General features: G+C 61.9%; 16 protein-coding genes. 5 read left to right on the top strand and 11 right to left on the bottom strand.

The window, feature by feature from the left end; all coding sequences use genetic code 11:
• Positions 1-11 precede the first annotated feature (11 nt).
• Positions 12-644, top strand: a complete 633-nt coding sequence (locus NO934_RS08545; protein WP_309163511.1) for an outer membrane lipoprotein carrier protein LolA — start codon at positions 12-14, stop codon at positions 642-644.
• A 90-nt stretch (positions 645-734) separates the two neighbouring features.
• On the top strand, positions 735-1,535 hold the full coding sequence (locus NO934_RS08540) for an exodeoxyribonuclease III (RefSeq protein WP_309163510.1): 801 nt from the start codon (positions 735-737) through the stop codon (positions 1,533-1,535).
• Between the two features lie 306 nt (positions 1,536-1,841).
• On the opposite strand, the gene NO934_RS08535 is transcribed toward NO934_RS08540, so the two are convergent.
• The 3 genes from NO934_RS08535 to NO934_RS08525 form a co-directional block, all read right to left on the bottom strand.
• Positions 1,842-2,294, bottom strand: a complete 453-nt coding sequence (locus tag NO934_RS08535; RefSeq protein WP_309163509.1) for a cyclic nucleotide-binding domain-containing protein — start codon at positions 2,292-2,294, stop codon at positions 1,842-1,844.
• A gap of 215 nt (positions 2,295-2,509) precedes the next feature.
• On the bottom strand, positions 2,510-3,193 hold the full coding sequence (locus NO934_RS08530; protein ID WP_309163508.1) for a response regulator transcription factor: 684 nt from the start codon (positions 3,191-3,193) through the stop codon (positions 2,510-2,512).
• A gap of 99 nt (positions 3,194-3,292) precedes the next feature.
• Entirely contained in the window at positions 3,293-3,967 is a 675-nt protein-coding gene (locus tag NO934_RS08525; RefSeq protein WP_309163507.1) for a YggS family pyridoxal phosphate-dependent enzyme, read from the bottom strand.
• A 93-nt stretch (positions 3,968-4,060) separates the two neighbouring features.
• Between NO934_RS08525 and leuS the strand changes: the two genes are divergently transcribed.
• Genes leuS through holA form a run of 3 tightly spaced genes read left to right on the top strand, consistent with a single transcriptional unit; the run spans position 4,061 to position 8,182 of the window.
• Positions 4,061-6,682, top strand: coding sequence for a leucine--tRNA ligase (gene leuS / locus NO934_RS08520; protein ID WP_309163506.1), 2,622 nt, complete (start codon positions 4,061-4,063; stop codon positions 6,680-6,682).
• The gene (locus NO934_RS08515; RefSeq protein ID WP_309163505.1) at positions 6,669-7,163 is read left to right on the top strand and encodes a hypothetical protein; all 495 of its coding nucleotides are present in this window, start codon (positions 6,669-6,671) and stop codon (positions 7,161-7,163) included. The genes leuS and NO934_RS08515 overlap by 14 nt, the downstream gene beginning before the upstream one ends.
• A complete protein-coding gene (holA, locus tag NO934_RS08510; protein ID WP_309163504.1) occupies positions 7,160-8,182 on the top strand; it encodes a DNA polymerase III subunit delta in 1,023 nt (340 codons plus the stop codon). Before NO934_RS08515 ends, holA begins: the two co-directional genes overlap by 4 nt.
• 51 nt (positions 8,183-8,233) lie before the next feature.
• Here holA and NO934_RS08505 read toward each other — a convergent pair whose 3' ends face one another.
• The 8 genes from NO934_RS08505 to hemE form a co-directional block, all read right to left on the bottom strand.
• Positions 8,234-9,118, bottom strand: coding sequence for a ParB/RepB/Spo0J family partition protein (locus NO934_RS08505; RefSeq protein ID WP_309163503.1), 885 nt, complete (start codon positions 9,116-9,118; stop codon positions 8,234-8,236).
• An 11-nt stretch (positions 9,119-9,129) separates the two neighbouring features.
• Positions 9,130-9,930: a ParA family protein gene (locus NO934_RS08500; RefSeq protein WP_309163502.1), complete on the bottom strand. Its 801-nt coding sequence runs from the start codon at positions 9,928-9,930 to the stop codon at positions 9,130-9,132.
• Positions 9,931-10,073: 143 nt separating this feature from the next.
• Entirely contained in the window at positions 10,074-10,730 is a 657-nt protein-coding gene (rsmG, locus tag NO934_RS08495) for a 16S rRNA (guanine(527)-N(7))-methyltransferase RsmG (protein ID WP_309163689.1), read from the bottom strand.
• Positions 10,730-12,595 (bottom strand): tRNA uridine-5-carboxymethylaminomethyl(34) synthesis enzyme MnmG, encoded by a 1,866-nt coding sequence (gene mnmG, locus NO934_RS08490; protein ID WP_309163501.1) that lies wholly within the window; start codon positions 12,593-12,595, stop codon positions 10,730-10,732. The genes rsmG and mnmG overlap by 1 nt, the downstream gene beginning before the upstream one ends.
• Before the next feature lie 100 nt (positions 12,596-12,695).
• Positions 12,696-14,006: a tRNA uridine-5-carboxymethylaminomethyl(34) synthesis GTPase MnmE gene (gene mnmE / locus NO934_RS08485; RefSeq protein ID WP_375143285.1), complete on the bottom strand. Its 1,311-nt coding sequence runs from the start codon at positions 14,004-14,006 to the stop codon at positions 12,696-12,698.
• A gap of 184 nt (positions 14,007-14,190) precedes the next feature.
• Entirely contained in the window at positions 14,191-15,456 is a 1,266-nt protein-coding gene (gene rho / locus NO934_RS08480) for a transcription termination factor Rho (RefSeq protein WP_309163499.1), read from the bottom strand.
• A 184-nt stretch (positions 15,457-15,640) separates the two neighbouring features.
• Complete coding sequence (hemJ, locus tag NO934_RS08475; protein ID WP_309163497.1) at positions 15,641-16,075, bottom strand: protoporphyrinogen oxidase HemJ; 435 nt, start codon at positions 16,073-16,075, stop codon at positions 15,641-15,643.
• Positions 16,072-17,112, bottom strand: coding sequence for a uroporphyrinogen decarboxylase (hemE, locus tag NO934_RS08470; RefSeq protein WP_309163688.1), 1,041 nt, complete (start codon positions 17,110-17,112; stop codon positions 16,072-16,074). Before hemE ends, hemJ begins: the two co-directional genes overlap by 4 nt.
• Between the last annotated feature and the right edge of the window lie 126 nt (positions 17,113-17,238).

Below are 17,238 nucleotides of genomic sequence, written 5' to 3'. Positions count from 1 at the left end.
GGAGTTCCGCGATGCTTCGCCTTGCCGCCGCCCTCGTTACCACCGTCCTCGCTGTTTTCGCGCTAGCGATGCCGGCTTCAGCCCAGACGCGGACGCTGACGCCCGACGAAGAATTCGCGCTTCAGGAAATCTCACAGGCCAACAGCGCCATCCGCACCATGGCCGGCCGGTTCGTCCAAATCGACAGCCAGGGCGGGCGCATGGAGGGCACCTTCTGGCTCAAGCGCCCCAACATGGTGCGCTTCCGCTATGATCCGCCCAGCCGCGAAGAGATCATCTCGCAAGGCTCGGGCTTTTACGTCATCAACCGCGCCGACCGCACCCAATACGCCTATGCCCAGGAGCACGTGCCGCTGCGCCAGTTCCTCGGCGATCAGGTGAGCCTCATCAACACCAATCTCTCCGATGTGGTGCTGTCGGAAACCCATGTCTCGGTGATGATCACCGATGACAGCCCCATCGGCACGGTTCAGGTTTCGCTGATCTTCGATCGGGCCACCAATGACCTTGTGCAATGGAGCCTGATCGAGCCCTCGGGGGTCGAAACCACCTTCTCGATTACCGAGACGCAAAAGGATGTCGAGATCCCCAACACCTATTTCCAGATCGATCCCACCTACCGCTCGGTTTCCGCGCCCAATTGAAGCTCGAGGCCCGATCTGGAGCCGGGGCTTTACCGCGCCGGCCCGGATCGCCATAAAGGCGGCTTCTCGTTTCCGCTTTTCGAGTCGCCAATGCCATCGCTTGCCACCTGGAACATCAATTCGGTCCGGCTGCGGCTGCCCATCGTCCTCGATTTCCTCTCCCAATACGCCCCCGATGTCCTGTGCCTGCAGGAGATCAAGTGCACAAACGATCAGTTTCCGCGCAAGGCCCTGGCCGACGCAGGCTATCGGCATCAGGCGGTCCATGGGCAGAAGGGCTATCATGGGGTAGCGATCGTTTCCAAACACCCCCTCGACGAGATCGAAACCCGGGGCTTTTGCGACATTCCCGACAGCCGGCACATTTCCGCTCGGCTCGATTTGGGGCACGGGCCGCTCACCGTGCACAATTTCTACGTCCCGGCCGGCGGCGATGAACCCGACCCCGTTATCAACCCCAAATTCCGCCACAAGCTCGATTTCCTGGCCGAAATGCAGGACTGGTTCGACGAGCTGATCTTTGACGAGCGCCAGCTCATCTGTGGCGATTTCAACGTTGCCCCGCATGAAAACGACGTCTGGAGCCATAAGCAGCTCCTGCGCGTCGTCTCCCATACGCCCGTCGAAACCGAAGCGCTCAACCGCCTTCTGGCGCGGCGCAACTGGGTGGATCTGGTGCGCCAGCACATCCCCATCGAGGAAAAGGTCTATTCCTGGTGGAGCTATCGCGCCCGCGATTGGGAGGCCTCCGACCGAGGCCGGCGCCTCGACCACATCTGGGCCACACGCGATGTCGCGGCCAAAACCCGCGCCGCCCACATCCTGCGGCCAGCCCGCGGATGGTCGGAAAAGCCCTCCGATCACGTGCCGGTGCTTGTCGAATTCGCTTAGAGCCGTTCAGGTTTTGATTGCATCAAACCTGGGCTCTAACCCGTTGTTTGGTGGCGTTCCCGAACCGAAAAACCGTTTCCATCCCCGGTCACGCCAGGGACATGCTCTAAAAATCCTTCCGATTACGACACAGGCGGTCGCGCTCCCCACCTCCCCCGTCGTCCTCCGGTCCGACCCGGGGACCCGCACAACCTCTCCCCCCTGTCGAAGACGTTTTGGACCCAACCGCTTCACCCGGCTGCCGAATGCAGCGGACCCTCGGCCCGAGGGTGACCGATGGGGGGCGTCCGCCGCAAAGAACGGCATCTACCCCGAAAACCGGCCGTTAAGCTGGGCGATGGAATCGAGATAGCGAACCAATTCGGCCCGCAAGGTCTGCGCCACGTCCTCGGCAAGCTCGGGATGGTTGCGCAGCAGCTTGAGGAACGGTTCGCGCGGCACGAACAGCGCCGTGCTCGTCCGCATCGCCTTGATGGTTGCAGCCCTGGGGCGGGTGAGCATCAGCCCCAACTCGCCAACCAGCGCCACCGGTTCGATACGGAACCGGCCGCCGCCCTGGGTTTCGGGGTGGCTGGCTTCGAGCGCTCCGGAGACCAGGACGTAAGCCCCGTCAGCCGCTTCCCCAGCCGAATAGAGCGTGTCTCCGGCGCGCAACGACACATCCTCCGCAACGAAGGCCAAAAGGCGAAGCTGATCGTCCGAAAAGCTTGCGAAGATGTCGAGTTCACCGAACGCGGCCACCGCCGCCGCTTCGTCCATACCTGCCCCCAAGCGCCACTTGAGAGCCTATGAATGGCATATTTTGACGCCCGCGCAAAGGTTTAGGTGTGGATGGGTTGTGCGGGCCGTTGGGTCAGGGCGAGTCGAAAAGGGCGGCTTTGAGAACCGGAGCGGAGCGTACTGACGGTACGTGAGCACCGGGAGCGCAGAAAACTGCTTGTTGCAGGCCGCCATTACCCAATGGCCCGCACAACCTAGGGCACCAGGCGATAGCCGCCTTCTTCCGTCACCAAGAGCCGGGCGTTGGACGGATCGCGCTCGATCTTCTGGCGCAGCCGGTAGATATGGGTTTCCAGCGTATGGGTGGTCACCCGATTGTTGTAGCCCCAGACCTCGGCGAGCAGCACATCGCGCGAAATGGTTTTCGAGCCCTGCCGGTAAAGAAATTTGAGGATCGAGGTTTCCTTGTCGGTGAGCCTGATCTTGCTGCCATCGCCATTTTCCAGCAGCTTGGCCGCTGGCTGGAAGCTGTAGGGCCCGATCGAGAACACCACGTCCTCGCTCTGGTCGTGTTGGCGCAAAGCGGCGCGCATGCGGGCCAGAAGCACCGAAAAGCGGAAGGGCTTGGTGACATAGTCATTGGCCCCGCTTTCGAGGCCCTGGATTTCATCGGCTTCGCTGTCCTGCCCGGTCAGCATGATGACGGGTGCGCGAAACCCTTCATTGCGCATGATCTTGAGCGCCTCGCGCCCGTCCATGTCGGGAAGCCCTACATCGAGCAGCACGAGATCGAAATGCTCGGCCTTTGTCTTCTGCCGGGCCGCGGCGGCTGTATCGGCCTCGGTGATCTCGAACTCGTCATAGGATTGGAGCTGCCCGATCAGCGCGGCCCGCAAATCGGCATCGTCATCGACAACCAGCAAACGGCGCTTGTTCATGGCAAAATCTCCGCTTCTCAAATCGGCCGGACCGTGCCCGGCTCAAATAGCTAAGATTCAATCTAGGTTTGGACCGGGGCGGCGCCAATCACATGCGCGTTATCGCGCGCCGAACAGCGCCGAGCCGACCCGAACCTGGGTTGCACCCATCAGGATCGCCGTCTCGAAATCCGCACTCATGCCCATTGAGAGCTGATCGAGACTGGCTTGCCTGGCAAGGCCAGCCAATTGCGCGAAATAGGGCCCCGGCGGCGCATCGAGAGGCGGGATGCACATCAAACCAACGATATCGAGCCCGTATTGATCCTTGCAGCGGGCGACGAATTCGATCGTCTCGGAAACCGCGATGCCGGCCTTCTGCTCTTCACCCCCGATATTGACCTGCACGTAGCAGGGCAAACGCCGGTTCTGCTTTTCCATTTCCGCTGCGAGAATTTTCGCCAGCTTATCGCGATCGACGCTTTCGATCACATCGAAAAGCGCGACCGCGTCGGCGGCCTTGTTGGTTTGCAGCGGTCCGATCAGGTGCAGGACCAGATCGGGGTGGGCGGCCTTGAGCGCCGGCCACTTGCCCTGGGCTTCCTGCACCCGGTTTTCCCCGAAATGGCGCTGGCCGGCATCGATCAGCGGCGCGATGGCCGCCGCATCGAACGTCTTGGACACCGCGACCAGCTCTGCCGGCCTTGAGCCCGGAATGCGCGCGGCGGCGCGATCGATCCGCTTCCTGATGTCGGCGAGCCGTAAAGCGGCGGTTTCCGGGGCGTTCTGGCTCATGGCGGTGGTTGACCTTCCAGTGCTTTTCTGGTGATGGTCGCCTACCCAATTTCTCGTCTTTTCTCAAGTATAGGGCCAGGACCGGTACTTTCTATGGCAAACGCTTCCGAGCGCTACAATCCGCGCGAACAAGAACCCTTCTGGCAAAAGGTCTGGGCCGAAAACAAGAGCTTCGAAACCTCCAACGACGACCCGCGCCCGCCCTATTACGTGCTTGAGATGTTCCCCTATCCCTCGGGCCGTATCCATATGGGCCATGTGCGCAACTACACCATGGGCGACGTCGTCGCCCGTTTCCAGCGCGCCAAGGGCCGCAACGTCTTGCACCCCATGGGCTGGGACGCCTTCGGCATGCCGGCCGAAAACGCCGCCATGGCCAACAAGGTGCATCCGCGCGAATGGACCTATGACAACATCGCCTCCATGCGCAAGCAGTTGCAATCCATGGGTTTTTCCCTCGATTGGAGCCGCGAGTTCGCAACCTGCGACGAGGAATATTACCACCGCCAGCAGATGCTGTTCATCGACATGCTGGCCGCAGGGCTCGTCACTCGCAAGACTTCCAAGGTCAACTGGGACCCGGTCGACCAGACCGTGCTCGCCAATGAGCAGGTGATCGACGGCCGCGGCTGGCGTTCGGGCGCACCGGTCGAGCAGCGTGAACTGACGCAATGGTTCTTCAAGATCTCCGATTTCGCCGAGGACCTGCTCGAAGCGATCGATGAGCTGGAGGATTGGCCCGACAAGGTACGGCTGATGCAGCGCAACTGGATCGGGCGCTCCGAAGGCCTGCGCCTGCTCTTCGAGATCGCCGGCGGCGAGGCGGCACAAAAGAGCATCGAGGTGTTCACCACCCGCCCCGACACCCTCTTCGGCGCCTCCTTCATCGCGCTGTCTCCCGACCATCCGCTGGCCGCGTTCCTGGCCAAGTCCGATCCTGACCTCATGGCCTTCATCGCCGAATGCCGTCGCATGGGCACTTCGGCCGAAGTCATCGAAACCGCCGAAAAGAAGGGCTATCTCACCCCGCTCACCGTGAAACATCCGGTGATCGAAGGCGCGACGCTGCCGGTCTATGTCGCCAATTTCGTTCTGATGGATTACGGCACCGGCGCCATTTTCGGCTGCCCGGCCCACGACCAGCGCGACCTCGATTTCGCCCGCAAATACGACCTGCCGGTGATCCCGGTCGTCCTGCCGCCGGAAACCGAGGCTGGTGAATTCGGCATCGGCACCGAGGCCTATACCGGCCCAGGCGTCGCCTTCAATTCCGGTTTCCTGGACGGCCTGGATGTCGAGGCGGCAAAGGCCGCCATCGCCGAGCACCTGGAAAAACGCAAGGTCGACGGCAAGCCGCAGGGCGTGCGCCAGGTCAATTACCGCCTGCGTGATTGGGGCATTTCGCGCCAGCGCTACTGGGGGTGCCCGATCCCGGTGATCCATTGCGACACCTGCGGCATCGTTCCGGTGCCCAAGGAGCAATTGCCCGTGCGCCTGCCCGAGGATGTCGAGTTCGACACCCCCGGCAACCCGCTCGACCGGCACCCCACCTTCAAGCATGTCGATTGCCCGAGCTGTGGAACGAAAGCCCGGCGCGAAACCGACACCATGGACACCTTTGTCGATTCTTCCTGGTATTTTGCCCGCTTCACCGCCCCGCGCGCCGAGGAGCCGACCATCCCCGAGATGGCCGACAAATGGCTGCCGGTCGATCAGTATATCGGTGGCATTGAGCACGCCATTCTGCACCTGCTTTATTCGCGCTTTTTCGCCCGCGCCATGAGCAAGACCGGCCATATGCAGGTCGCCGAACCCTTCAAGGGGTTGTTCACCCAAGGCATGGTGACCCACGAGACCTACAAGGACGCCGCCGGCCAATGGGTGCCGCCTTCCGAGGTGGTCATCGATACCGTAGATGGCGAGCGCATTGCCCGCTCGGCGGCCGATGGCGCGCAGATCGTCATCGGTTCGGTCGAAAAGATGAGCAAATCCAAGCGCAATGTTGTCGATCCCGACGACATGATCGCCACCTATGGCGCCGACACGGCGCGCTGGTTCGTGCTTTCCGATTCCCCGCCCGAACGCGACGTGCAGTGGACCGAGGCCGGCATCGAGGGCGCCTGGCGCTTCGTCCAGCGCGTCCACAAGCTGGTCGGCGAGGCCGAGGCGCTTTTAAGGAGCCAGCCCGCGACCGTCGATGGCGACGATCCGCGCGTCATCGACATGCTCAAGATCGCCCACAAGGCCACGGCTCAGATCGAAGCCGATCTTGCCGGCCTGCGCTTCAATCGCGCCGTCGCTCAGATCTACGAACTCGCCAACGCCATCCAGCGCTTCATGCCCCAGGTGAGCGAATCCCCGTCCTTGAGCAATATCGGCGCGCTGCGCGTCGCGATCGAGCGGCTGGTCCAGTTCATCGCCCCCATGATGCCGCATCTGGCCGAAAGCTGCTGGAAAACCCTGGGCCATGACACCATGGTCTGCGACACCCCCTGGCCCGAGACCGATCCGGCATACCTGGTCGACGATACGGTGGTCATCGCCGTTCAGGTCAACGGCAAGCGTCGCGGCGAAATCGAAATGCCCAAGGATGCGCCCAGCGCCCAGGTCGAGGCTGCGGCCTTGGCTCTCGAAGCGGTTGCGCGCATACTCGACGGCAATCCGCCCCGGAAAGTCATCGTCGTGCCCAACAGGATCGTCAATGTCGTTTGCTAGCGTTTTTCGCGCCGCCGCCCTGGGCCTTGCCCTTTCGGCCTCCCTTGTCCTGAGCGGCTGCACGCTGACCCCTGTCTATGGCGATGCGGCCGCCGCCCGGTCCAGCCTGGCGCTGAGCTATGCCGAACCGGAAACCCGGCTCGAACAGGTCGTCTATCAGACGCTTTCGGCGCGCCTTGGTTCGGACGATCCCTCGGCCCCGCGGTTTTCCGCCACTGTTTCGGCCGGCGCCAGCCGGCTGGGCGTTTCCGAGCTATCGAGCCCGCTGACCGATTACCTCGTCACCGCAACGATCACCTATACGGTGGCCCAGAACGGCACGACGCTCGCCAGCGGCAGCCGCACCGGAACGGCCAGCTACCAGACCACCGGCCAATATCTTGCCGACGATACCGCCCGCGCCAATGCGCAGGAACAGGCGGCCCGCGCCGCCGCCGAAGTCGTGCGGCTGGCGCTGATCGCGGCGCTCGCGCCGCAATGACGGCCCTCAAGGGCCGCGACATCGACAGATTCCTCGCCCAGCCCGATCTCAGAGCGGGCCTGGTGCTTGTTTATGGGCCCGATACGGGCCTGGTGGGAGAAAATGCCGGACGGCTGGTCCGCCATTTTGCCGGCGATCCCCCCGATCCCGAGAGCCTTGCGCAATTGCATATGAGCGAGATCGATGCCGATCCGCAGCGGCTCGGCATTCTGGCGCGCAGCCCGTCGCTATTCGGCGGCGGAACGACCATCCGCATCCGTGGCGCAAGCAACAAGCTTGCGGCAACCCTCTCCGAACTGCTCGAAGAGGGTGCCGAGGCGGTGTTTATCGTCGAGGGCGGCGATCTCAAGCCTTCCGACAGCCTGCGCAAGCTCGCCGAAAGCCGCAGGGACGCCCGCGCCCTGCCCTGTTACGCCGATTCCGGCCAGACCATCGATGCGCTGATCCGTGAGACATTCGCCGCAGCCAATATCAGCCTTGAAACCGATCTGGTGCCCATGCTGCGCGAAATGCTGGGCAATGACCGGCAGATCACCCGCCGGGAGCTTGAAAAACTTGTTCTTTTCGCCGGCGAGGGCGGCAGGCTTTCACGCGAGGACGTGATGCGGCTCTGCGGCGACAACGCGGCCTTGGCCATCGATGCCGTGGTCGATGCCATTGCCACGGGCCATGCAAGGCGCTTTGACGAAGCCATGACGCGCGCTACCAGCGCGGGCACCGATCCGCAGCGCCTTCTGATTGTCGCCATGCAGCATTTTTCCCGGCTGCGCGCCATGCGCGCCGAAATGGACGCCGGGGCCGGGCTCGATCAGGTGATCAGCCGGGCAACCCCGCGCATCCACTTTTCCCGCAAGGCAAGCGTCGAACAGCAGCTCCGCCTCTGGACGGACGACGCCCTGGCCTCGGCCTGCAATCGGCTGGCTACAGCCATCGCCGATAGCCGCAAGACCGCATCGCTGGCCTCGGCTTCAGGCCGTCAGGCGATGCTCGCCGTGTGCATGGCTGCGGCAAGACGATAATATTTCCAACAGCTTGGCACGATGTTTCACGTGCAACGCCGCTCTTCTGTCTCAGTGCGACAGCAGCCGCGTGCACACGCCATCGAGCTGCTCGAGCGTCTTGTAGCGGATCTCGAGCTTGCCGCCCCGATCCCGGTGTTCGAGCGTCACCGACAGCCCCAGCGCATCGGAAAGCTGCTTTTCCAGCGCCAATGTGTCGGCATCCTTCGAGGACAGGCGCTTCTCGCCTGAACCAGCGGGCGCACGACGCACCTCGCTGTCCTTCTGATGCAGGGCTTCGGCCTCGCGCACCGAAAGCCCGGCGTCGACGATCCGCCGCGCCAGGGCCAGCGGGTCTTCCGAGGTGATCAGGGTCCGGGCGTGTCCGGCGGTCAACTCGCCCCGGCCGAGCATATCCTGCACTTCGTTGGGCAAGCGCAGCAGACGCAGCGTGTTGGCCACATGCGAGCGCGACTTGCCGATCACCTGGGCGAGGTCGTTCTGGGTGTAGTCGAACTGTTCGATCAACTGCCCATACCCTTGCGCTTCTTCCAACGGGTTGAGGTCGGCGCGCTGCACGTTCTCGATAATGGCGAGTTCGAGCGCTTCCTTGTCGTCCACCTCGCGGATGATGACCGGCACTTCATGCAGGCCGGCTTTCTGTGCCGCCCGCCAGCGGCGCTCGCCGGCGATGATTTCATAAACATCGGGGCCCTGCTCGCTGGGCCGGACCAGCAAAGGCTGCATCACGCCCTTCTCGCGGATCGAATTGGTCAGATCCTCGAGTTGTTCGGGATCGAAATCCTTACGCGGGTTGGCGCGGTTGGCGATGATGAATTCGACGGGAAGCCGACGCGTGCCCGTTCCCGATTCCGCCTGACGCGGCGCATCGAGAGGCTGCATATCGCCGATAAGAGCGGCAAGGCCGCGGCCGAGACGAGTGGGTTTGTCGTTCATGGTCTTCTCCATCACGCCGCCCGCAACTGGCGTTCGCGCTTGATCACTTCGGTGGCCAGGCGAAGATAGGCCTGGCTTCCGGCGCATTTGAGGTCATAGAGCAGTGCCGGCTTGCCATAGGAGGGCGCTTCGGAAAGCCGCACATTGCGCGGGATCACCGTATCGTAAACCAAAGTGCCCATATGCTCGCGCACATCATTGAGCACCTGTTCGGAAAGGTTGTTGCGCTTGTCGAACATGGTCATCACCACACCCTGGATCGACAGGCGCGGATTGAGGGTCGAGCGGATCTGCTCAATGGTCTGAAGCAATTGGCTCAGCCCTTCGAGCGCGAAGAACTCGCATTGCAGCGGCACCAGCACGGCATCGGCAGCGGTGAGCGCGTTGATGGTCAAAAGATTGAGGGACGGCGGGCAATCGATCAGCACATAGGTGATCGGCTTGTTATCGATCAGCACCTCATGGGCATTGTCGAGGGCCGATTTCAAACGGAAGGCGCGATCGCGCTCCGCGGCGATGGTCAATTCGACGCCCAGCAGATCCATGGTCGAAGGAACGATGGCGACATTGGGCACCGAGGTCAGCACCGCCGATTCCTTGACCGTCGCTTCGTTGAGCAGCAGGTCGAAGGACGAGCGCTCGCGTTGCTGGCGTCCGAGGCCGAGGCCGGTGGAAGCATTGCCCTGCGGATCGAGGTCGATAATCAGGACCCGCTCGCCAATGGCCGCCAGGGCGGTGGCGAGATTGATGGCTGTCGTCGTCTTGCCGACGCCACCCTTCTGATTGGCGAGAGTAAGGATACGGGGATGCATCTGGCCTCCGAAACCTGTGCGGCTTCAAACACTTAAAGCTGGAACCGTTACGGATATGATCGAATCAAATCCTCGGGGTCCAACCCGCTGTTGTGTCGCGTTCCCGAACCACAAGAGTGGTGTCCACTGTTGCCGGGAACGCACTATGGCTTTGGACGAAGACCACTGATTTCGAGAATGACGCCGTTTTCGTCCGTCGCGCTTTGATGCTTTAACACATCGTAAACCCAATCTGAATCCGCTGATTTGAGTTCTTCCCCAAATTCGCGCCCCTTGTGCAGCAGGGCGCGGCTGCCCTGGGACCAGAAGCGATGAAGATAGGACAGCAGGAGTGGCATGGGGGCCAGCGCGCGGGAGGTGAAAAAATCAACGTGGCCAATGGCTTGAGGATCGATCGCTTCGATACGCGCCGTATGGACGGTTACGGGGAGATCGAACTCACGGGCTGCGGCGCGCAGAAACGCACATTTTCGCGAATTGGATTCGATGAGGTGCATCGAAAACTCGTGCCCTTTGAGCGCAATCGCCAGCGGAATGGCCGGAAATCCGCCGCCACTGCCGATATCGAGCACGTTCATCCGTGTGGATAGGTCGCTGATCAGCGGTAAGAGCTGTAACGAATCAAGGATATGGCGCTGCCACAGATCTCCCGGTGTTTCACGTGAAACGAGATTCTGCACCTTCTGCCAGCGCTGAACAAGGTGCACATACGAGTCGAGATCGGCCTTTGTGGCTGTGATCGACCGGCCTAGATGGCGTTCGTAAACACCGATATGCGATTCGGGCGAAATCTCCCCCATCACGACGCCTTGCGCTCCATGCGCCCGCGCCGGATGACGGCAAGGATCAAGGTCAAGGCGGCGGGAGTGACGCCCTCGATGCGCTGCGCCTGAGCGATGGTCTGCGGCCGTGCCGCGATGAGCTTCTGCTTCATTTCGTTGGAAAGGCCGGGCAGAAGGGCATAGTCGAGCCAATCGGGAATTGTTCGCGACTCGTCGCGTCGGACCGCTTCCACATCGGCCTGCTGCCGCTCCAGATAGACGGCATATTGCGCATCGATAGCCAGTTGCTCGTAAGTATTTGATTCTATGTTGGAAATCTCAGGCCAGATCGCTTCAATATCCGCCCGTTCGGTTGTCGGATAACTCATCAGCTCGAAGGCCGACCGGCGCACGCCATCGGCATTGACATTGACCCCCGCCTTGCGCGCTTGAGTGGGTGTGGCCGACAGGGATTTGAGCAGGCTGCGGCCGGTTTCCAGCCGATGCATCCTCGCCGCGAAATGCTCGCGCCGCTGATCTCCGACGAGGCCGATATCGATGCCGAGCTGGGTCAGGCGCTGATCGGCATTGTCGACGCGCAGTTGCAGCCGGAATTCGGCGCGCGAGGTGAACATGCGGTAGGGTTCGGTGACGCCTCGGGTGATGAGATCATCGATCATCACCCCGAGATAGGAATTGGTGCGCGACAGAACCAGCGGCCCGCGGCCGAGCGCGGCGAGCGCCGCGTTGGCGCCGGCCAGCAGGCCTTGCGCGGCGGCCTCTTCATAACCGGTGGTGCCATTGATCTGCCCGGCAAGATAAAGGCCGGGCAGGGCGCGCAGCATCAGGCTGGGCGAGAGCTCGCGCGGATCGACGTGATCATATTCGATTGCATAGCCGGGGCGCTTGATGACAACGTTTTCGAGGCCAGGCATGGCCTCGAGGAAGGCAAGCTGAACGTCTGCCGGCAATGAGGTGGAAAGCCCGTTGGGATAGATTGTAGGGTCATCAAGCCCTTCGGGCTCGAGAAACACCAAATGGCTGTCCTTGTCGGCAAAGCGGACGATCTTGTCTTCGATCGAGGGGCAATAGCGCGGGCCGCGCGATTGGATTTTTCCCGAGTACATGGCCGAACGCGACAGATTCTCGGAAATGATCCGATGCGCGTCTGCCGTGGTGCGGGTTTCAAAGCACGAGATCTGCGGCGTGGTGATCCGATCGGTCAGGGCCGAAAACGGCTCGGGCGGATTATCGCCCTGCTGTTCCGACAGCACCGAAAAATCTATCGACGCGGCATCGAGCCGCGGCGGCGTTCCGGTCTTGAGCCGCCCGAGCTTGAGGCCCAGGGCTTCGAGCCTTAGCGACAGCCCGAGCACCGGCTTCTCCCCGGCCCGTCCGGCCGGAATGGTTTCTTCACCGCGATGGATCAGCCCGCGCAAAAAGGTTCCTGTGGTCAGCACCACCGCCTTGGCGCCGATGCGCCGCCCGTCAAGCAGAACCACGCCCGTGACGGCGCCATCGGCGACGATCAAATCATCGACCTCGCCTTCGATGATATCGAGATTGGGCGTTCCGGACAGTTCGGCCTGCATGGCCTCCCGATAGAGCCTGCGATCCTCCTGCGCCCGTGGCCCACGCACCGCCGGCCCCTTGCGCCGGTTGAGCACCCGGAACTGAATACCGCCCTTATCGGCAATCCGGCCCATCACCCCATCAAGCGCATCGATCTCGCGCACCAAATGCCCCTTACCCAACCCGCCGATCGCCGGATTGCAGCTCATCTCACCGATGGTCGCGAATTTATGGGTGACCAGCGCCGTGGGGACGCCCAGACGCGCCGACGCGGCCGCAGCTTCCGCTCCGGCATGGCCGCCGCCAACGATGATCACACCATAGTCAGTCATGGATGGGTCCGAACTGTTTCACGTGAATCCAACATAGGGCTTCAATACCGTGTTTCACGTGAATCAACACCATCAATAGGGCGTCAACGTTTCACGTGAATCACTTGCCGATGCAAAAGCCGGCAAACAGCCGGTCGAGCACGGCTTCATTGTCCATCAGCCCGATCAATCCGGCCAGCGTATCGGCGGCGCGGCGCAGATCTTCGGCGCAAAGTTCGGGCTGATCGATCCGGGCCAGCGCCGAGCGAATATGCGCAATCGCCGCGCCGAGCGCTTCCTTGTCGCGCAAATGGCTGACAAGGCTGGGCTCGCCGCCGCCCAGGCGCTGTTCAATATGGCGTTCCAAGCGTTCGATCAAGAGGGGAATGCCCGCCCCCGTATGGGCAGAAAGCGTCAGATCGGCAGTTTCTGGGGGCGCAGCCAGGTCCGATTTGGTCGCCAGGGTCCAGACCGGAACTGCCAAGGGCTCGATGGCCGGCGTCGGAGCGTCCGGCGCAACGAGCAGCAGAACCAGATCGGCGGCGTGCATGGCGCGACGGGCACGGCGGATGCCCTCCCCTTCGGCAAGGCTATCGGTCTCGCGCAGGCCGGCGGTATCAGTGAGGGTCACGAGCTGGCCGCCAAGGTCGATGGAAACGTCCTTGGTGTCGCGCGTGGTTCCCGCTTCGGCGGTGACGATCGCAAGATCCGAACCGGCTAAGGCATTGAGAAGACTCGATTTTCCGGCGTTGGGCGCCCCGGCCAGAACGATTCGGAAGCCTTCACGCGTGATGCGCCCGCGCTCATACCCCTGCAACGCATCCTCAAGCGCTGCACCGAGCGTTTCGAGGTCGCTGACGAAATGCCGAGGCAGCTCGAAAGGAACATCATCCTCGTCGGAAAAATCGAGCCTGGCTTCGATTTCGGCACGGGAATCGAGCAACAGCCCGCGCCACAGGGCAATCCGATCGGCAAGTCCACCCTCGAGGCGAGCGAGCGCCTGACGGCGCTGGGTCTCGGTTTCGGCGGCGAGAAGATCGCCCAAACCTTCAATGGCTGTGAGGTCGAGCTTGCCGTTCTCGAACGCGCGGCGGGTAAAATCGCCCGGCCCGGCGAGTTCGATCCCCTCCATCGCCGTCAGCGCCGCGAGGATGGCCTTGACGCCGGCCGGCGATCCATGGACCTGCAGCTCGGCGCAATCCTCGCCCGTAAAGGAGTTCGGGGCCGGGAAAATGGCGACGAGGCCCTGGTCGAGCGCCTCGCCGGTGGCCGGGTTACGCAAGACGCGAAGGGAAAGATGGCGCGGGCGCGGTAGGGTGTCGCAAAGGGCCTGAACGGCAGCGAAGGTTCTGGGGCCGGACAAGCGGATCACGGCAACGCCCGAGGGCAGGCTGCCCGAGGAAAGCGCCACGATGGTCGAAGCTTGGGTCACCGATTGCAGGTCCATGCTGATGGGACCGAAATAGTCGCTTTAGGCCACCTGTCGCAAGACGCAGAGGTGGGTGTGGCAGCCTAGCGGGCCCCGGGAAAAGCTCGAGGATGACGATTGAAGCGAAAATCACCGCTCCCGTCAGTCATGACAGGAGCGGTGTTCGCTGAATCCACGAGCCCACCAATCAGGTGTTCATCGATTCGAAGAATTCGCTGTTGGTCTTCGTCTGGCGCAGCTTGTCGAGCAGGAATTCCATGGCATCGACAGTACCCATCGGGTTGAGGATGCGGCGCAGGACGTACATCTTGCGCAGGATATCGGGCTCGACCAGCAATTCTTCCTTGCGAGTGCCGGACTTGGTCACATCTATCGCCGGGAAGACGCGCTTGTCGGAAACTTTGCGGTCGAGGACGATTTCCGAGTTGCCGGTGCCCTTGAACTCTTCGAAGATCACTTCGTCCATGCGGCTTCCGGTATCGATCAGCGCCGTCGAGATGATGGTGAGCGAGCCGCCATCCTCGATGTTGCGCGCCGCGCCGAAGAAGCGCTTGGGGCGCTGCAGGGCGTTGGCATCGACACCACCGGTCAGAACCTTGCCCGACGAGGGCACAACGGTGTTGTAGGCGCGGCCCAGGCGGGTGATCGAATCGAGCAAGATCACGACATCGCGCTTGTGCTCGACAAGGCGCTTGGCTTTTTCGATAACCATTTCAGCTACTTGCACGTGACGCGAGGCCGGCTCGTCAAAGGTCGAGGAGATGACCTCGCCCTTGACCGAACGCTGCATGTCGGTGACTTCTTCCGGCCGCTCATCAATCAGAAGTACGATCAGATAGCATTCGGGATGATTGGTGGCGATCGATTGTGCGATATTTTGCAACAATACCGTCTTACCGGTACGCGGCGGCGCAACGATCAGGGCACGCTGACCCTTGCCGAGCGGGGCGACGAGGTCGATGACCCGCGCCGAACGATCCTTGGTCGTGGGATCGGCCAATTCCATCTGCAGCCGCTCATCGGGATAGAGCGGGGTGAGATTGTCGAAGTTGATCTTGTGGCGGACCTTTTCGGGGTCCTCGAAATTGATGGTGTTGACCTTGAGAAGCGCGAAATAGCGCTCGCCTTCCTTGGGGGACCGGATCTGGCCCTCGACCGTATCGCCGGTGCGCAAACCGAAGCGGCGGATCTGGGAGGGACTTACATAGATGTCGTCGGGCCCGGGAAGGTAGTTTGCGTCAGGGGAGCGCAGAAAACCGAAGCCGTCGGGCAGGACTTCGACAACGCCTTCACCAGTGATTTCGACATCACGGGTCGCCAATTGCTTGAGTATGGCGAACATCAACTCCTGCTTGCGCAGGGTATTGGCGTTTTCGACTTCGAGCTCTTCGGCAAAGGACTGCAATTCGGCCGGAGATTTGGCCTTGAGGTCCCTGAGCTTCATGAATTCCATGATCAGCCTTCTTAGGGGAGATGGAGAGATAAGGATAAAGAAAAGGAGGGGAGAAGCGGGGCGGAGCGTCTGCCGCCCGTCTCACGGCGAATGCGTGAGTTGCGCTTTATGTAGCTATTGGTTGGGCTGATTGCAAGCATAACCGTTTTTGATCGCGCTGTCGCGCCAAACCGATGTGATTGGCTCAGAACGGCCTGACGATCACCGCGACCACGATGACGATCATCAGAACCGTCGGCACCTCGTTGAGGATACGGAAATAGCGCGCCGATTTGGTGTTCTCGTCACGAGCGAACTGCTTCTGGTGTCGCGCCAAGACCCCGTGCAGCCCTGACATCGCGAAAACCGCGACCGTCTTGAGCCAGGGCCAGCCTTGAGAAAAATCGACGACGCGGAAATGAAACACCAGCGTCAGTCCGAACACCCAGGTGGCGATCATGGCCGGGGTGGTGATGGCGCGCAAGAGGCGCCGTTCCATGATCTTGAAGGTTTCCGACTGCACCGAGCCCTTTTCGGCGTCGGCATGGTAGACGAAAAGCCGGGGCAGATAGAACATGCCCGCCATCCAAGCGATGACGGAAATCACATGCAGGGCCAGGGTTATGGCGTACCAGTTCATCCCTTGATGACCTTCAACAGATCGGAAACGTGAGCAATCGGGGTCTGGGGCACGATGCCGTGCCCGAGATTGAAGATATGCGGGCGGTCGGCAAAGGCCGCGACGATCTCGCGGGCCCGGCTTTCCATCTGCGCGCCGCCGGCCACCAGCCGCAGCGGATCGAGATTTCCCTGGACGGTCAGCGTTTGTGGCAAGGTCTGCGAAGCGAAGGCGAGCGGGGTCGCATAATCGAGCCCGAGCACGTTGACGCCGGTTTTCTCGGCATATTCGGCCAGCATTCCGGCCGCTCCACGGGGAAATCCGGTGATCGGAGCATCGGGAACCAGTTCACGCACCCGTGCCACCAATCTGCGGTTGGGTTCGATCACATAGTTGCGGAAGGCGGTCTCGTCGAGATTGAGGGCCCAGCTTTCAAAGATCTGCACCATGTCCGCTCCAGCCCTAAGCTGAGCGACCAGGTAGCGGGCGGAGACTTCAACAAGAATGTCGATGAGCGCGGCAAAGGCAACCGGTTCGTTCAAGGCAAACAGGCGCGCCGCCGCCTGGTCGGAGGATCCCTTGCCACCCAGCATGTAGGTGGCAACCGTCCAGGGCGCGCCGCAAAACCCGATCAAGGTTTTTTCCTGGGCCAGGGCAGCTTTGATCCGCTCGAGGGTTTCAAGGACCGGCGTCAGATGATCGAGAGCCTTTTCAGGGCTGAGCGAAGCGACCGACTTTGCATCGAGCGGTTCGAGAACCGGTCCTTCTCCCTGCGCGAAGCGGACCGGCTGGCCCAAGGCGTCGGGGATGACGAGGATATCGGAAAAAAGGATCGCCGCGTCGAGATCGAAACGCCGAAGCGGCTGCAGGGTCACTTCGCAAGCCAGGGTTGGGGTATAACAGAGATCAAGAAAGCTGCCCGCCTTTGCCCGCACCTCGCGGTATTCGGGAAGGTAGCGGCCGGCTTGGCGCATGATCCAGACGGGAGGCGTTTTTTGTTTGTGTCCGAGCGCTGCGTCGAGCAGCGGCTTGCCGGTCGGCTGAGGAGAGGCGCGCAAATTCAAGGGGTGGAACCCGTCATGTCTAAGAATCTAAAAAGATTCTGTTTTTTCTTTATGGCTGTGTTTTGCACCAATTGTTGGCTGCTCACAACCAGGGGACCCAAATTGGCGTTGCGTCAGTTG

Source organism: Pelagibacterium sp. H642 (assembly GCF_031202855.1).
In the GTDB taxonomy this organism is placed as follows: Bacteria; Pseudomonadota; Alphaproteobacteria; order Rhizobiales; family Devosiaceae; genus Pelagibacterium.
Note: the sequence above shows the minus strand (reverse complement) of the source record. Positions and strands in the feature narration are given on the sequence as shown.